Genomic DNA, 17,368 nt, shown 5'->3' with positions numbered 1-17,368 from the left:
TACAAATCATTTTTAATTAAAAACTAAATATTATTTATTAGGACTAAAAGAAACCTTTTCAAGATTATCTGATTTAAAAACAGTATAATTTTTCATGGGATAAGTCTGTCTAAATAAATTTGTTACCGCGAAACATCAGTTGTTTAAATTAAAATTTTTTAAATTAATAACATTAAGAATATATTAAAGAAAATAAAAAAATTCATAATAACATCTTTTAGTTATTATGAAAGGAAAGTCAAATTTTATAAAAATTTAAACAAATTTAAATTAGTGGTTTATTAAGGAAATAAGGAAACCCCTTGTTTTAAAGATTAATAAATGTAAGCTGATCTAACTAATAGAATATGATGCCTTTTATGAGGTTCATTTTCTTATGTTAATCAGCTTTTTTAATTGCCATTTTATAATTTTTTTAAAAACTTAAGGAGGAAATATGAATTTTGATTTAATAAAATGGATGATGAATCCATTCCCGCTTATGTTTATAGCTACAGTATCAGGGCTGTTGTTGGGTAAAGCTCTGAAAATAGGTACTTCTGGGGCTCTTTTTACAGGTCTCGGTATGGGTTGGGCAGTTATGAAAGTTGCAAATAATGTTATTGCAAGCGGTGAAGGAAATGTAAAAGCCGCTAAAAATTTATTGGAAGTTAATGTTGTAGATAAAGGTTTCTTTTTGTTATTCCTTATTCTTTTTGTTGCAGCTGTGGGACTTCTTGCTGCAGACAAGATAGCTATTATTATAAAGAAATACGGAGCTAAATTTATTATCTTAGGTTTCCTTATTACATTTTTAGGAGCAGGAACAACATATGTTATGGCTCTTATAGGTGATACTGGGAATCCTTATGAAGTTTCTGGAGTATATACAGGAGCACTTACGAGTTCACCAGGTCTTGCTGCGGCTTTAGAAACAGCTAGGGAGCATGCTGTTGAGTGGTCTGGAGACTATGAAAATCTTAGCGAATATAATAAGAACAGAATATTAGGTATCATAGACCCTTCAGTTGAACATGATGCTTCAAAAGTTGCATCTCTTACCCCTGAACAGATAGATACTTTCATCGTAAACGCTGAAGCTGGAGTTGGAGTAGGGCATGCTATCGGATATCCATTTGGAGTTGTTATCGTTATCCTTGCTATGAGATTTTTACCTAAGTTATTTAAACTAAATGTGGACGAAGAATTTAAAGTTTTCAGATCTGAAATGAAAGATGCTGAAGCAGCTAGTAATGTAAAGTATATTGAGCCTTGTACCTTTGATCTTATTGCTTTCGCTCTGGCCTGTGGGATAGGTTATACCTTTGGAATGATAAAAATTTACCTAGGACCACTGGGATACTTTAGTCTAGGGTCTACAGGAGGAGTTCTTATTGCATCTCTTGTCCTTGGATATATCGGTAGAATTGGTTTCTTAAACTTCAGAATGGACAAAAAAATTCTTGGAGTAATAAGAGACATGGGACTTGCTTTCTTCCTGGCTATTGTAGGTCTTAGATATGGATTTGCAGTTATTGATTCTCTTTCAGGTTCAGGTATGTATCTTGCAGTTGTATCTATAACTGTTGGTTTAATATCTATGCTTATAGGATTTATCTTTGGGAAGTATGTATTAAAAATTAACTGGATCATGCTTTCTGGTGCTATTTGTGGAGGTATGACTTCTACTCCAGGACTAGGTGTAGCTATCGATGCTGTTGGTTCAGATGACCCTGCTGCTGGATACGGTGCTACATATCCGTTTGCATTGTTTGGAATGGTGCTGTTCACAATTATTCTTCACAAATTGCCAATGTAAACACATTTTGTCAACACCCATCAAAAGTAATTGATTTCTAAATTATATTAGGAGGTTAAGATATGTTAAAGGAAAGAATTAGAAGAAAAGATCTGATGAGCAAAATAATGAGTGCTGATGAAGCTGCTAACATCATAAAACCAAATATGGTAATAGCAACAAGTGGATTTACACCATCTGGGTATCCAAAAGCTGTTCCACTGGCTATAGCAAAAAGGGTAAAAGAAACTGGTGAGAAGATGGAGCTTACTCTTATTACAGGGGCATCTGTAGGAGATGAATTGGACGGTGCTCTTGCTAGAGTGGGAGCCATTGCAAGACGTTTCCCATACCAAACAAATAAAGACCTAAGAAAAGGAATCAACGCCGGAGTTATCAAATATCAGGATATGCACCTATCTCATGTTCCTCAGATGATGAACTATGGTTTCTTTGGTAATATAGATGTTGCAATTGTAGAAGCTATAGCTATCACTGAAGATGGAGGAATAATACCTTCTACATCTGTTGGAATCTCTCCACAAGCTTTAAAAAATGCTGATATGGTAATTATAGAAATAAATACAAGTCAACCATTAGCTTTAGAAGGTATCCACGATATCTATATGACGAAAAATCCTCCTTTTAGAGAGCCTATTCCTATCAAGGGTCCTGGAGACAGAATCGGTACGACTTATATGGAATGTGATCCTGAAAAGATTGTTGCAATCGTTCATTCAGATATTCCAGACAATGTAAGACCTCTTGGGTCGATCGACAAAGATTCAAAGATGATATCTAAACATATAATCAAGTTTTTTGAAGGTGAGGTAGAAAAGGGAAGACTTCCTGAAAACCTTCTTCCATTACAGTCTGGAGTTGGATCGGTAGCTAATGCTGTTCTTAGTGGACTGGTAGATTCGAAGTTTGAAAACCTTTCATGTTATACAGAGGTTATACAAGATTCTATGTTTGACCTTATCGATGCTGGAAAAGTAAAAGTTGTATCTGGTACTGCATTTACACCCTCTAAAGATGGTCTTAAAAAGCTTTTAAATAATATAGAGCACTATTCTAAATATTGTGTATTAAGACCTATGGAGATATCAAATAACCCTTCAATCGCAAGACAACTAGGGGTAATCTCTATGAATACAGCTATAGAGGTAGATATCTATGGTCATGTTAATTCAACTAATATTATGGGGACTAGAATGATGAATGGATTAGGCGGTTCAGGTGACTTCACAAGAAATGCTTACATTTCTATCTACACAACTGTCTCTACAGCTAAAGGTGGTAATGTGTCATCTATCGTTCCTATGGTATCTCATGTAGATCATACAGAACATGACGTACAAGTAATTGTTACTGAGCAGGGGATAGCCGATCTTAGAGGATTAGATCCTAGAGAAAGAGCTGAATCTATTATTAAAAATTGTGCTCACCCTGATTACAAGGAACAACTTTATGCTTATACTGCAAAAGCAGAAGAGGCTTCAGGAGGGCATGAGCCACACGTTATAGGCGAAGCCCTTTCATGGCATGACAGATTTATAAAAACTGGTAGTATGAAAATTTAAATGTATAATTTTTAACTAAGGAGGATCACAAATGTATAACAAAGAAAAAATCCAAGATATTGAAAGTAAGTACAATGTATTTAATGAAAAGACAGAAAAATCTTTACAAAAGAGACCTGAGAGACTTAAAAACTTCTTTACAGGTTCTGGAGACACAGTAAACAGATTATATACTCCATGTGATGTTGCTAATTCAAATTATCAAGAAAACGTTGGTTTCCCTGGAGAATATCCTTATACAAGGGGAGTACAACCTACAATGTACAGAGGTAGATTATGGACCATGAGAATGTATGCAGGGTTTGCTACAGCAGAAGAATCTAATCAAAGATATAAATTCCTTATTGAACAAGGTTCTAAAGGACTTTCAGTAGCTTTTGACCTTCCTACACAGATAGGATATGATTCAGACCATACTCTTGCAGAAGGAGAAGTAGGAAAAGTAGGAGTAGCAATTGATTCCCTTGCAGATATGGAAATTCTATTTAGAGACATTTCATTAGATAAAGTAAGTACTTCTATGACAATAAACGCTCCTGCAACTGTATTACTTGCTATGTATATAGCTGTAGCGGAAAAGCAAGGAGTTAGTGCAGAAAAACTGAGAGGAACTATACAAAATGATATTCTAAAGGAATACATCGCAAGAGGAACATATATCTTCCCACCAAATCCATCAATGAGACTAATTACTAATATCTTTGAATATTGTTCTACAGATGTCCCTCAGTGGAATACAATCAGTATCTCTGGGTATCATATAAGAGAAGCAGGATCTACAGCAGCTCAGGAAGTAGGGTTCACACTAGCTGATGGTATAGCGTACGTAGAAGCTGCTATAGCAGCTGGTCTTGATGTTGATGCATTTGCTCCTAGACTATCATTCTTCTTCAATGCTCATAACGATCTTTTAGAAGAGGTATCTAAGTACAGAGCTGCAAGAAGACTATGGGCTAGAATAATGAAAGAAAGATTTGGAGCGAAAAACGAAAAATCTATGGCTCTTAAATTCCATACTCAGACTGGTGGTTCTACACTGACAGCTCAGCAACCTGAAAACAATATCGTAAGAGTAGCTATCCAAACTCTTGCTGCAGTAATGGGTGGAACTCAGTCATTACATACTAACTCTAAAGATGAAGCACTGGCTCTTCCTACGGAAGATTCTGTAAGAGTGGCTCTTAGAACTCAGCAGATAGTAGCTCATGAAAGTGGAGTAACTAATACCATCGATCCATTAGGTGGATCTTACTATATCGAAGCTAAAACAGATGAAATAGAGAAAAGAGCTATGGAGTATATCAAAAAAATTGATGAACTTGGAGGAGCTCCTGCAGCAATAGAAAAAGGTTATATTCAGGAAGAGATCATGGATGCAGCTTACACATATCAAAAAGAGATCGAAAGCAATGAAAGAATCATTGTTGGAATGAATGAGTTTCAAATTAAAGAAGCCGCTCCAACAGGACTACTAAGAGTTGATCCAATTGTTGGTCAGATGCAAAAGGATAAGTTAGTAACACTAAAAGAAAAAAGAAACTCTGTTGATGTAGAGGTAGCTCTTGCTAACTTAAAAACAGCTTGTGAAGGTACTGAAAATGTAATGCCTTATATTTTAGTAGCGGTAAAAGCGTACGCAACTCTTGGAGAAATTTGTGGAGTAATGCGTGAAGTGTTTGGAGAATATCAACAGAGTGTAAATTTATAATAATTTGAAGGAGGAAAATAATGGAAAAGGTAGATAGACCTATAAGAGTATTGGTTGCAAAGCCAGGGCTTGATGGACATGATAGAGGAGCAAAAATAATAGCTAGAGCATTAAGAGATGCAGGAATGGAAGTAATTTATACAGGACTTAGACAAACTCCTGAGCAGATAGTTAATGCTGCTGTTCAAGAAGATGTTGATTGTGTCGCTGTAAGTATTTTATCTGGAGCTCATAACACTCTACTTCCAAAAATCAATAAATTATTAGCTGAAAATGATGCTGAAGATATGTTATTTATAGCAGGTGGAGTTATTCCTGATGAGGACATTCCAACATTGAAAGAAAATGGAGTAGCAGAAGTATTTACTCCAGGAACACCTACAGGAATAACTATTGAATATATCAGAAGTAATATAAAAAGATAGGTGTATAATTTATGGAAAATATAAAAGAGAAACTTTTAAATGGGAATAAAAGAGCTGCGGCAAGATTGATTACTCTAGCTGAAAATGGAGATCCTCAAGCTGCCAATATAATAAAAGATCTATATGCTAAAAGTGGTAACGCCTTTGTTATAGGTGTTACCGGCCCTCCTGGGGCAGGGAAAAGTACTCTTACAGATAAATTGGTAAAAGCTATTAGACTCAAGAACAAAAAAGTAGGAGTAATTGCAGTTGACCCAACCAGTCCTTTTACAGGTGGAGCTATCCTAGGTGATAGAGTGAGAATGAGTGATCTTAATACTGATTCTGGAGTTTTCATTAGATCTATGGGAGCTAGAGGAAATTTAGGTGGAATATCTGAAGCTACAGGAATAGCTACTGATATTCTAGATATTTTTGGTTGTGATTATATATTTATAGAAACTGTAGGAGTAGGTCAATCAGAAATAGATATTGTAAAATCTTGTGATACGACACTTATGGTAATGGTTCCTGGACTAGGGGATGATATTCAGGCTCTAAAAGCGGGAATAATGGAAATAGGAGATATTTTCGTTGTTAATAAAGCTGATAGAGACGGAGCAAGAAAAACAGCCAGAGAGATTGGTGCAATGTTGAGCTATAAAACTTCTGATTGGACACCTCCTGTTATTATGGCAGAAGCTGTAAACAGTGAAGGAATAAATGAGATTATAGAATCTATATTAAATCATAAAACTTATATGAAAACTAGTGGAAGTGGAATGAATAGACGAATTGAAAATAAAAAAAATGAACTATTAAGTATTGTAAGAGAAAAGATACACAAAAAATTATTAGAAAAAACACATGATGATAAACTTTTAGAGCTGTTATCTAAAGAAGTAGTTGAAAGAAAAAATAATCCATATTCAGCTGTGGAAACTATTTTAAATAGATTAAATATTAAATAAGGGAGGGAAATCAACATGAAAGCCATGAAATTAGATCATATAGGAATAGCAGTAAAAAATATCGATGAGGTTGCTGATTTTTATCAAAACGTAATGGGAATTAATGTAACAAGTACAGAGGTAGTAGAAGATCAAAAAGTAAAAGTTGCATTTCTTCCATTGGGAGATACAGAGTTGGAATTGTTAGAATCTACTCACGATGATGGACCTATTGCAAAGTACATAGCCAAAAAAGGAGAGGGAGTACAACATCTTGCTTTTAAAGTCGAAAATATAGACTCTGCAATTAGTTACATGATGGAAAAAGGATACAGAATGATCGATGAATCTCCTAGATATGGTGCTGGTGGAGCTAAAATAGCATTTATGCATCCTAAAGGAACTAACGGAGTTCTTGTAGAATTATGTGAGAGAAAAGATATCTAAGGAGGAAATAACTTATGTCTATGACAAAGACTAAAAACTTAATTGAAAAAAAAGAAAAGATATCCCTTGGGGGAGGAGTTAAAAGAATAGAAAAACAACATGCAAAAGGAAAATTAACTGCCAGAGAAAGACTTGAATTACTTTTTGATTCAGGAACTTTCATCGAATTGGATGCTTTTGTTAAATTACGTTGTACTAACTTTGGCCTAGATAAATCTGGTCTTGAAGCAGAATCAGTAGTAACTGGTTATGGTTCTATAAATGGAAGAGTAGTATATGCTTTTTCTCAAGATTTTACAATTACAGGTGGAGCTCTTGGAGAGATGCATGCTAAAAAAATAGTAAAAGTAATGGATAACGCTACTAAAATAGGAGCACCTCTTATTGGAATAAACGATTCTGGAGGGGCAAGAATTCAAGAAGGTGTAGATGCTCTTTCTGGATATGGAGATATATTTTATAGAAATTCTATCTATTCTGGTGTAATTCCACAGATATCAGCCATAATGGGGCCATGTGCTGGTGGAGCAGTTTATTCTCCTGCACTTACAGACTTTATTTTTATGGTAGAAAAAACATCACAAATGTTTATCACAGGTCCAGCAGTAATTAAAACAGTTACTGGAGAAGAGATTACTGCTGAGGCTCTAGGTGGAGCTATGACCCATAATAGTGTAAGTGGAAATGTACATTTTCTTTCTCAAACCGAGGAAGAGTGTCTAGAAGAAATAAGAAGATTAGTTGATTTTCTTCCATCAAATAATATGGAAAAAGCTCCTAGAAAAGAAATACAAGACGACCTTAATAGAGAAGTAGATGCATTTACAACTATTATTCCTGATAATCCAAATAAAGCTTATTCTATGCTTGAGTTGATATCTCATTTAGTGGATGATGGAGATTATATGGAGTATCAACCTTATTTTGCTAAAAATATAGTTACGTGTTTTGCTAGAATAAATGGACAATCAGTAGGAATTGTTGCAAATCAACCTCAACACATGGCAGGTTGTTTAGATCTTAATGCAGGAGATAAATCAGCAAGATTTATAAGAACATGTGATGCATTTAATATTCCTCTTCTTACTATAGTAGATGTTCCTGGATTCCTTCCTGGATCTACTCAAGAATATGGAGGTATTATTAGACATGGTGCTAAAATACTTTATGCTTATAGTGAAGCTACAGTACCAAAAGTTACTCTTATTACAAGAAAAGCTTATGGAGGAGCATATGTGGCAATGTGTTCAAAATCTATTGGTGCAGATATGGTTTTAGCATGGCCTACAGCAGAGATAGCAGTTATGGGACCAAAGGGTGCTGTAAATATAATCTTTAAAAATGATATTAAAAATGCTGAAGATCCAGTTGCTATGACAGCACAGAGATTAGAGGAATATACAAATGAATTTGCAACGCCTTATAAGGCTGCTGAAAGAGGTTTTGTTGATGATGTAATAGAACCTAAAACTACAAGACAAAGGGTTATAGATGCCTTTAATATGCTTGAAGGGAAGAGAGAAAAGATGCCTTCTAAAAAACATGGAAATATACCACTATAGAAAGGATGTGAATATATTATGACAATAAATGAAATTATGGTGATTTTTAAAAATCCAGAAACTATCCAAACCCTTTCAACAGGAGATAAATTTCTTGCTGTAGGATTTACTGTGGTTCTTGGAATGGGTATAACCTTTGTATCTCTTGTTGCGCTAAAGTGCGTAATCGATATAATGGCTAAGGTTCTTGTTGAAAAAGAAAAAAAGCCAGAAATTAAAATTTCTGAAAAAAAAGAAGTTGAAGAAGTTATACCTGATAATAATGATGAAGATGTGGTTGCTGCTATAGTTATAGCTCTTGCAACAAAGTTAGCAGCAAATAAAAATAAAAAAATCGTCATAAGAAATATAAAAAGAGTAAACAATGAACACAGCCCATGGGGTCAACTTGGAATTGTAGAACAAATAAATAACAGATTATAACTTTGGAGGTTATCATGAAAAATTTTAGAGTTTATGTAAACGATGTAGAATATAAGGTTGAAATCGAAGAAATATTAGAGGAAGTTACTGATATTGTTACACCTAAAAAAACTGTAAGAGCTGCGCCACAACCTGTAGCTATTAGACAAAAAGTTACTCCTAAAAAAGCAAAAGCTGCACCTGTAAGTACTGGCGGAGAATCTGTAACTGCACCTATGCCTGGAACTATTACAAAAATTTTTAAATCAGTAGGAGATGCAGTTTCAAAAGGCGAAACTCTTTTAATCTTAGAAGCTATGAAAATGGAAAACGAAATAAGGGCAACATGTGACGGAATTTTGACAAATATTCATGCAGAACAAGGTGAATCAGTTAATGCAGGTGATGTATTAGTAGTATTATCTTAATAATTAAAGGAGGACATAGTTATGTTACACGCTTTGATAGAATTTTATAAAAGTACAGGTTTCTTCGGTATGAATATGGGTTCCATCGCAATGATAATAGTTGCCCTTACCCTCTTATACCTTGCTATAGTAAAAAAATTTGAACCTCTATTATTGGTTCCTATCTCTTTTGGTATGCTTCTTACCAACCTTCCATTTGCCGGTATGATGGCAGAACCTTTGATGGACGTAAAAGAACACATTTCATCCACAGGAGCTATTCAGTATATAATACATACAGCAGAGCCTGGAGGATTACTTTATTACCTTTTTCAAGGTGACCATTTAGGGATCTTTCCTCCATTAATCTTTATGGGTGTAGGGGCAATGACAGATTTTGGTCCGTTAATTGCAAACCCTAAGTCACTTTTTCTTGGAGCAGCAGCTCAATTTGGAATCTTCGTTACTTTCTTTGGAGCCATATCTTCTGGACTGTTTACAGCTCAAGAAGCCGCTTCAATCGGAATTATCGGAGGAGCAGACGGACCTACTGCAATCTTCCTTTCTTCAAAACTGGCTCCGCATCTAATGGGACCAATAGCAGTAGCAGCTTATTCGTATATGGCGCTTGTACCAATCATCCAGCCGCCTATCATGAGAGCTCTAACAACTGAAAAAGAAAGAAAGATAAAGATGTCACAGATGAGAATAGTAACTAAAAGAGAGAAGGTAATTTTTCCTATAGTAGTTACTATCTTAGTATCTCTAATAGTCCCTCCAGCAGCAACTCTAATCGGTATGTTGATGCTTGGAAACATATTCAGAGAATGTGGTGTAGTAGGAAGACTTGAAGATACATCTAAGAATGCACTTATCAATATAATAACTATCTTCCTAGGTATAACAGTTGGGGCCACAGCTACAGCTGAAGCATTCCTTAAGATAGAAACATTAGTTATATTAGGACTTGGAGTAGCGGCTTTTGCAATTGGAACAGGATCAGGAGTATTACTTGCCAAACTTATGAATAAACTGAGTAGTACACCTATTAATCCATTAATTGGATCAGCAGGAGTATCAGCAGTACCAATGGCGGCAAGGGTATCACAGGTAGAAGGACAGAGAGCTGACCCATCAAATTTCCTTCTGATGCATGCTATGGGACCAAATGTATCTGGTGTAATAGGATCTGCTGTATCAGCAGGGGTACTACTTTCACTATTTGGTTAGAAGAAAGTTTCTCAAATAAAAGACAGACTAAGATTTTGATAAAAAATAACTGAAATCAAAAAGTATTTAATACTACAGCATAAATTTACATTTTATATTAGGTGGTGTACTTCATTGAAGAGTACGCCACCTAATATATATATTTTACTTAGGAGTGACTATATGAATCAATTAATTTTAAGCCTATATTTTTTTATAGTTATTTTTATAGGATATAGTTCTTATAAAAAGATAAAAGGACCAAAAGACTATTTTGTAGCTGGGAAAAAAGCTGGAGTTAGAGAAATAGCAGGAAGTCTTTTGGCTACAGTCCTTGGAAGTTCTGCAATTATTGGGAGTATAAATTTTTCCTATGTTAATGGATGGGCTGGGTCTTGGTTTATGCTCTGTGCTGCTTTAGGTCTTTTAGGTCTTTTACCTTTGATAGATAAACTAAATAAATACAAAAGCTATAATCTCCCAGAATTAATGGGAGAATTTTATGGAAAAGAAGTAAAAATTCTTTCTTCTGTTATTATACCTATTGCATGGATAGGTATAGTTGCAGCTCAGATAATTGGATCAGCTAAAATAGTCTCGATTTTTGTAGATATGAATTATTCTACTGCGGTAATTATAAGTGGGTTGGTGTTTATTGTTTATACATTTTTAGGTGGACAGTTATCTATTATTAAAACAGATTTCATTCAATTTATTTTTATAATTGTTGGTGTGATTCTTTGTTTTACTTATACTTTAAAAAATGGTGGAAATATGAGTGGAATAGGAATGATCAATGAAAAATTTGGTTTTTTAGATCTTTTTATTATGATTCTTACTTATTCGTCGACTTTTATAGTAGGACCAGATATCTACTCTAGAATATTTTGTGCACGAGATAAAAAAACAGCTAAAAAAGCTATTAAATTATCAATTTTAATTCTAATTCCATTAGGATTTATCTTAGCAGGGATAGGAGTTTATGTGAGCTCAAATTATGGTGTTGATATCGTCAAAGGATCGGTATTGATGTTTTTAGCAGATAAAGTATTACCTCAGCCAATAATAATTTTACTTTATTTTGGATTATTATCAGCAGTTATTTCTTCAGCAGATACAACTTTATTAACTGCCTCTTCCATCTTTGCACAAATTTTTATAAAAGATCTAAGAGATGAGAAAGCTATTAAATTAACTAGAATATTTATTCTTATTTTTGGTTTATTTTCTATATTAGTAGCACTACGATTTACTTTTATCTTACCTACATTGTTACTTGCTTTAGCAGTTTACTCAGGAGCTTTTATAGTCCCGTGTTTGCTAGGGATTTTAGGATATAGATGTGAAAAAATATATGCATTATTAGGCATTTTATTTGGAGGGAGTTTGGCTCTTTATGGTAAATTAATGGGAGGAACTACAGGAAATATGATAATTATTTCTTCTTTTCTTATTAATTTAACTATATTAATTATTCCCAGATTTAAAAAAGCATAAATACAAATAGTTAACTATAAAATAAAAATAAAGGAGAAACATATGAATAAAATTAATATTAGAAAATTTATCGATAGAGAAATAACTCCAGAAGAAGCTCTAGCCCTTACTAAAATTAATGGTCTTCAACTTATTGAATTATTTGCAGTTGCTAATGAAATAAGAAAAAAATATTGTGGAAATAAAGTTCATACTTGTACTATTTCAAACGCAAAATCTGGTAGATGCGAAGAAGATTGTAAATTTTGTGCTCAATCAGTTCATTACAATACCAATGTATTAAGTTATGATTTAAAAACTAAAGAAGTTCTTTCAGAAGAATATATAAACGCAGAAAAATTAGGTAGTTCAAAATTTGGGATTATAACTTCTGGTAGGAGTATAAAAAAAGGGTCTAAAGATTATTCTGATATTAAAAAATTTTTAGAAGATACAAAATCTAAGGGAAAAAATATAGATTTATGTTGCTCACTTGGACTTCTAAATAAAGATGAACTTTTAGAACTTAAAGAATCAGGAATGACAAGGTTTCACTGTAATCTTCAAACCTCTGTAGGGGCATATGAAGATATTGTAGCTACAACTCATAAAATAAAAGATAGAATTGAAACTATAAAAGCTGCTAAAGAAGTTGGTTTAGAAGTTTGTAGTGGAGGAATAATTGGTATGGGTGAATCTTGGGAAGATAGAATTGAAATGGCCTACACTTTAAAAGAATTAGGTGTTGATGGTATTCCTATAAATATTCTTAATCCAATCTCTGGAACGCCTCATGGAGAAAGAAAACATCTTTCTATGGATGAAATCTTAAAAACTATTGCTATATATAGAATTATATTCAAAGATAAAGTAATAAAAATAGGCGCTGGAAGAGAAAGTATCTTAAAAGATTTTACCGGTATGGCTTTTTTAAGCGGTGCTAACGGGATGCTTGTTGGTGGTTACTTAACAACTAAAGGTAGAGACTCCCAAGAAGATTTTAATCTTATAGATAGTATTAAGAAGTTATGGGAATAAAATTAAAGAAAAATAGTACTAATCTTTTAATAGATGAATAGCTAAGGAGAGATATTGAATGAATTTTGATAAAAAATTTGATAAATACGAAGAAAATGCTCATATTCAAAAGATTGTTGCAATGGAATTAATAGGTTTAGTTCCTAAAAAAAATATAACACTATTTTTGAGATTGGTGCTGGGACTGGTATTTTGACTAAAAATATAGTAAAAAATTTAAAATATCAAGGTCTAACAGTCAATGAAAAATATTTAGAGAGTGAAGAATATATAAAAGTTTTTCCTTTTATAGAATTTATAGGAGGAGATATTGAAAAATTAGATATAAAAAAAAGTGATTTAATTGTATCTAGTTCAGTTTTTCAATGGATAGAAGATATAAAAAAATTGTTTGAAAAAATATTCAATATTTCAGGTACTTTGGTATTTTCCATCTATATAAAGGGAAATTTAACGGAAATTTCAGATCACTTCGGAATCTCATTAAAATATTTAGATATGAAAGAATTAAAAGCTCTTTTAACTTCTTATTTTAAAAATGTCAAAGGATATGAAAAGGAATTTAAATTAACCTTTGATACTCCTATAGAAGGATTAAGACACCTTAAAAATACAGGGGTGACAGGGATAGGTCAGACAAATGTGAAAAAGATGAGGAGTTATTTGTCAAAAGAGTTAACCTATAAAGTTGAGTATTTTATTTGTGAAAATTAAAATTTCATTTATCACTAAAAAGTGTTAGTGTTTAAAACAAAATACGAGGAGACTACTATGAATAAAAATGAACTTCAAAAATATATTATAGAAAGGATACCTATTGTAAAAGAAATGGACTTTATTATTAAAAAAATAGAAGATAATCAAGTAATTGTTTCTGGAGAACATAAAAAACATACTAACCATACTAATTCAGTTTTTGGAGGAAGTATTTCGTCTATCTTAACTTTGGCAGGTTGGAGTAGAGTTAAAATTTTATTAGAAAACATTGACCCTAGTGCTGTTATCCTTGTAAAAACAAGTAACATTAATTTTATAAAACCAGTGATAAAAGATTATATTGCAATTACAGACCCTCTTTGAAAAAAGGATATAATGAAATTTGAAAAAATATATAATAAATTTGGGAAAGGACGGATCATAGTTAATGCTGTCTTAAAACATGAAAATTCCTGTGAAATTTTGGCTGAATTTACAGAAGAATTTGTTGCAGTAAAAAAATGTGAGTGATGGATCACTTCTACTATGAAATATATGACTATAAATATTGTAATTATTTAGGTAAGGGAAAGAGGGGGAATTAAAATGAGTCAAGAAAACAAAATAAAAGAGTGGGCAAATCCAACACCAGCGGGCTTAGTAGCTTTAGCAGTTGCATGTTTTGGTTTCTTTGCTATACTTTAAGTGGTAGAGTAACACATGACGCGTTGCCATTACTTGGAGTGTGGCTTTTAGGTGGTTTTGTAGTTCAGTTTGTAGTTGCACTTTTAGATTTAAAACAAGGAAATAATACTGGAGGAAATACATTTTTATTCTTCAGTGCATTTTTTATGCTCGTTAGTGGTATGGGGATGATAATGAAATTTAATATGATTCAAAAAGGTATAGTATTTGATGCCCGTATCGATGGATGGGCATGGATGGTATTAACATTATCTTTAATTCTTTGGACGCCGGCATTTTTTAAAAGTACTAGATTACTTACCATTGTAATATTGGCATTAGACGTATCTTTGCCATTCGTTACATTAATGGATTTAGGAGTTTTACCAAGAACTTATGCAGTTATACCAGCATGGGGATTTTTGACTGCTGGAATAGTTGCAATTTATCTTGCATCAGCTATCGTAGTAAATACTGCTTATGGTAAAACAGTCTATCCGCTTCCTGGACCTTTCGAATTCAAGAAAAAAAGTTTAAAAAAAGTTACTCTATAACTAGACTTGTGCAAATTTAAAAATTCAATAATTTTTTATAATATGATTTTTTTATGTGGGAATTCCTAAATTTAATAGGAGTGGGTCTATCCCGAATTACGTGTAAATCCAATTCTTAACTATTAAAGGGAGAGCTGTTGAAACTGCTCTCTTTTTAGATATATTTTTCTACCTGTTCTGGATAAATAATTACTAACATTCTTAATATTATTTCCCAAGATCATACCTTTTGAGTCCATTTTTTAGATATATTTAGGTTACTAAATAAAGTATTTTTTCTAACGATTCATCAGTAGGAAAGATTGCCTTAGATCTACTTATCCTTTTAAATTGGCTATTAATACTTTCAATTGCGTTTATTGTATACATCATTCTTCTTATCTCTTGTGGATACTCAAAGAAACAGCTTAATTCAGTCCAATGGGTATACCAAGATTTAAGTGCTGATGAATATTCAGGGTATTCAGGTGAAAGATTTTCTAGGGCTGTATAACCTGTTTTTTCATCTATAGCTTTGTAAACTTCTTTTAGTTCTTGCGCAAAAGATTCCTCTCTTTGTAATTAAGGAATCTAAGAGTATTTCTTATTTGATGAACTACACACCTTTAAACTTTAGTTTCAGGATATAAAGCATTAATAGCATCTTTAAAACCAGGCAATCCATCAACAGAAGCAATAAATATTTCTTGAAAACCTCTGAATTTAAGAGAATCTAATTCTTTTAGCCATAATTTTGATGATTCGATTTCTCCAATAGTAATACTTAATATATCTTTCTGACCTTCTAAGTCAATTCCTACAATAACGTAAGCAGCTTTTTTTATTATCTTGCCATTTGACTTCACATTAAAGCAAGTCGCATCAAGAAAAACAAAAGGATAACAAGCTTTTAATGGTCTATTTTTCCATTCTTCAACTTTGACTAAAATTTTATCTGTAATTCGGCTTATTTGAGAGGTAGAGAAAGATAACCCATAGATCTCTTGAAGAGATGTTCATTGATGTCAGAAGTGGACATACCATGCCCATACATAGATATTATTTTATCTTCGATATCAGAGATATCACGAGAATATTTTATGCATCAGAAATATTTTCAATATCATTTTCTTCAAATATTTTTTTAACCAACGGATTAATGTTTTTCACCTTTTTACTCATAAAAAATCCCTCCCTAATTACTAGATTATACCTCTAATAGTTAGGAAGGGAATATTTTAATTTACACTAAATTTGGGAAACGCCCGGAAGAGATCTAAATCTCTTCCGTTTTTTTATCTTTATCCTTTCATGGATCTAATCTTAGTGGGTAAAGAAAAAATCTTGATAAATCCTTCTGCATCATGATGATCATATAGATCGCTGGCTCCGAAAGATGAAATTCCTTCATCATAGAGAGCATTAGGAGATATTCTTGCTGCAACTTTTATATTCCCTTTGTATAACTTAAGTTTTATCGTTCCTGTCACTACCTTACACACTTCATTTATGAACGCGTCCATACCATCTTTTAATGAACTATACCAAAGCCCATTGTATACGATTTCTCCATATTTTTGCCCTAAATTCTTCTTGAAAGCCTGTGTCTCCTTATCCAAACAAATACTTTCCAACTCTTTTATAGCAAAGTGTAGAAGTGTTCCTCCAGGAGTTTCATAGATACCTCTAGATTTCATTCCTACCAATCTATTCTCTACGATATCTACTACTCCTATTCCATGTTCTCCCGCTATTTTATTGAGTTTCACCAAAAGATTAGCAGGAGATAACGCTTCTCCATCTACACTTATAGGTGTTCCTGATTTAAATCCTATCTCCACATATTCCGCTTCATCTTTAGCGTTTTCCAATGATTTCACCATCATATATAGGTCATCACTATGTTCATTTTCCAAGAACTCTATATCTCCCCCCTCATGACTTATATGCCAAAGGTTTTGGTCTCTCGAATAGATTTTTTCCTTAGTTACCGTAAGCTCTATCCCATTAGCCTCAGCATAATCTATAGCATCTTCTCTAGATTTTATATCCCATTCTCTCCAAGGAGCGATTATTTTCATCGTAGGAGCTAATGAAGCTATTCCAGTTTCAAATCTTACTTGGTCATTTCCTTTTCCTGTACAACCATGACAAATATATGTAGCTCCTTCTTTTTTAGCTATATCTACCAATATTTTAGCCATAAGTGGTCTAGCTAAAGCTGTTCCCAATAAATATTTATCCTCATACATCACTCCAGCTTTAAGCCCTTTGAAGGCATAATCTTTTACAAACTCCTCGGCTACATTTTCTATATAAATTTTAGATGCTCCAGATTCAATAGCCTTCTTCTTTACTACTTCCATCTCGTCATCTTGTCCTACATTTACACAAACTGCGATAACCTCTAATTCATAATTATTTTTTAACCAAGGTACTATTATCGATGTATCCAATCCACCTGAATATGCTAATACTACTTTTTCCATCTT

18 protein-coding genes are annotated in these 17,368 nt (G+C 33.0%); 16 read left to right on the top strand and 2 right to left on the bottom strand.

Translation table 11 applies throughout. From position 1 onward, the window contains the following. The first annotated feature begins 436 nt into the window (after positions 1–436). The 16 genes from V5784_RS05505 (at position 437) to V5784_RS05430 (ending at position 14,897) form a co-directional block, all read left to right on the top strand. Entirely contained in the window at positions 437–1,798 is a 1,362-nt protein-coding gene (locus tag V5784_RS05505) for a hypothetical protein (RefSeq protein WP_336888040.1), read from the top strand. A 62-nt stretch (positions 1,799–1,860) separates the two neighbouring features. After that, positions 1,861–3,360 (top strand): acetyl-CoA hydrolase/transferase family protein, encoded by a 1,500-nt coding sequence (locus V5784_RS05500; RefSeq protein ID WP_336888039.1) that lies wholly within the window; start codon positions 1,861–1,863, stop codon positions 3,358–3,360. A 31-nt stretch (positions 3,361–3,391) separates the two neighbouring features. Beyond that, positions 3,392–5,068, top strand: a complete 1,677-nt coding sequence (locus V5784_RS05495; protein ID WP_336888038.1) for a methylmalonyl-CoA mutase family protein — start codon at positions 3,392–3,394, stop codon at positions 5,066–5,068. A 20-nt stretch (positions 5,069–5,088) separates the two neighbouring features. Continuing rightward, positions 5,089–5,493: a cobalamin B12-binding domain-containing protein gene (locus tag V5784_RS05490; protein WP_336888037.1), complete on the top strand. Its 405-nt coding sequence runs from the start codon at positions 5,089–5,091 to the stop codon at positions 5,491–5,493. 11 nt (positions 5,494–5,504) lie between these two features. Then, a complete protein-coding gene (gene meaB / locus V5784_RS05485; RefSeq protein WP_336888036.1) occupies positions 5,505–6,443 on the top strand; it encodes a methylmalonyl Co-A mutase-associated GTPase MeaB in 939 nt (312 codons plus the stop codon). A gap of 15 nt (positions 6,444–6,458) precedes the next feature. Further along, entirely contained in the window at positions 6,459–6,869 is a 411-nt protein-coding gene (gene mce, locus V5784_RS05480; RefSeq protein ID WP_336888035.1) for a methylmalonyl-CoA epimerase, read from the top strand. 14 nt (positions 6,870–6,883) lie between these two features. Then, on the top strand, positions 6,884–8,431 hold the full coding sequence (locus tag V5784_RS05475; protein WP_336888034.1) for a carboxyl transferase domain-containing protein: 1,548 nt from the start codon (positions 6,884–6,886) through the stop codon (positions 8,429–8,431). An 18-nt stretch (positions 8,432–8,449) separates the two neighbouring features. Continuing rightward, the gene (locus tag V5784_RS05470) at positions 8,450–8,854 is read left to right on the top strand and encodes an OadG family protein (RefSeq protein ID WP_336888033.1); all 405 of its coding nucleotides are present in this window, start codon (positions 8,450–8,452) and stop codon (positions 8,852–8,854) included. 14 nt (positions 8,855–8,868) lie between these two features. After that, entirely contained in the window at positions 8,869–9,261 is a 393-nt protein-coding gene (locus V5784_RS05465; RefSeq protein ID WP_336888032.1) for a biotin/lipoyl-containing protein, read from the top strand. A gap of 69 nt (positions 9,262–9,330) precedes the next feature. Continuing rightward, complete coding sequence (locus tag V5784_RS05460) at positions 9,331–10,470, top strand: sodium ion-translocating decarboxylase subunit beta (protein WP_336888043.1); 1,140 nt, start codon at positions 9,331–9,333, stop codon at positions 10,468–10,470. A 162-nt stretch (positions 10,471–10,632) separates the two neighbouring features. Further along, complete coding sequence (locus V5784_RS05455) at positions 10,633–11,946, top strand: sodium:solute symporter family protein (protein ID WP_336888031.1); 1,314 nt, start codon at positions 10,633–10,635, stop codon at positions 11,944–11,946. 42 nt (positions 11,947–11,988) lie between these two features. Then, positions 11,989–12,963, top strand: a complete 975-nt coding sequence (gene bioB, locus V5784_RS05450) for a biotin synthase BioB (RefSeq protein WP_336888030.1) — start codon at positions 11,989–11,991, stop codon at positions 12,961–12,963. A gap of 58 nt (positions 12,964–13,021) precedes the next feature. Continuing rightward, the gene (locus V5784_RS05445; RefSeq protein WP_336888029.1) at positions 13,022–13,159 is read left to right on the top strand and encodes a hypothetical protein; all 138 of its coding nucleotides are present in this window, start codon (positions 13,022–13,024) and stop codon (positions 13,157–13,159) included. Further along, positions 13,156–13,677, top strand: a complete 522-nt coding sequence (locus V5784_RS05440) for a malonyl-[acyl-carrier protein] O-methyltransferase BioC (protein ID WP_336888028.1) — start codon at positions 13,156–13,158, stop codon at positions 13,675–13,677. The genes V5784_RS05445 and V5784_RS05440 overlap by 4 nt, the downstream gene beginning before the upstream one ends. Positions 13,678–13,734: 57 nt before the next feature. Beyond that, positions 13,735–14,043 carry a YiiD C-terminal domain-containing protein gene (locus V5784_RS05435; RefSeq protein WP_336888027.1) on the top strand — a complete coding sequence of 103 codons (309 nt, stop codon included), beginning with the start codon at positions 13,735–13,737 and terminating at the stop codon, positions 14,041–14,043. 293 nt (positions 14,044–14,336) lie between these two features. Then, a complete protein-coding gene (locus V5784_RS05430; protein WP_336888026.1) occupies positions 14,337–14,897 on the top strand; it encodes a hypothetical protein in 561 nt (186 codons plus the stop codon). 605 nt (positions 14,898–15,502) lie between these two features. On the opposite strand, the gene V5784_RS05425 is transcribed toward V5784_RS05430, so the two are convergent. Further along, positions 15,503–15,877 carry a transposase gene (locus tag V5784_RS05425; protein ID WP_336888042.1) on the bottom strand — a complete coding sequence of 125 codons (375 nt, stop codon included), beginning with the start codon at positions 15,875–15,877 and terminating at the stop codon, positions 15,503–15,505. Positions 15,878–16,177: 300 nt separating this feature from the next. Next, positions 16,178–17,365: an argininosuccinate synthase gene (locus V5784_RS05420; protein ID WP_336888025.1), complete on the bottom strand. Its 1,188-nt coding sequence runs from the start codon at positions 17,363–17,365 to the stop codon at positions 16,178–16,180. Positions 17,366–17,368 lie beyond the last annotated feature (3 nt).

The sequence above is a fragment of the Psychrilyobacter sp. genome, assembly GCF_037132775.1.
In the GTDB taxonomy this organism is placed as follows: domain Bacteria; phylum Fusobacteriota; class Fusobacteriia; order Fusobacteriales; family Fusobacteriaceae; genus Psychrilyobacter.
Note: the sequence above shows the minus strand (reverse complement) of the source record. Positions and strands in the feature narration are given on the sequence as shown.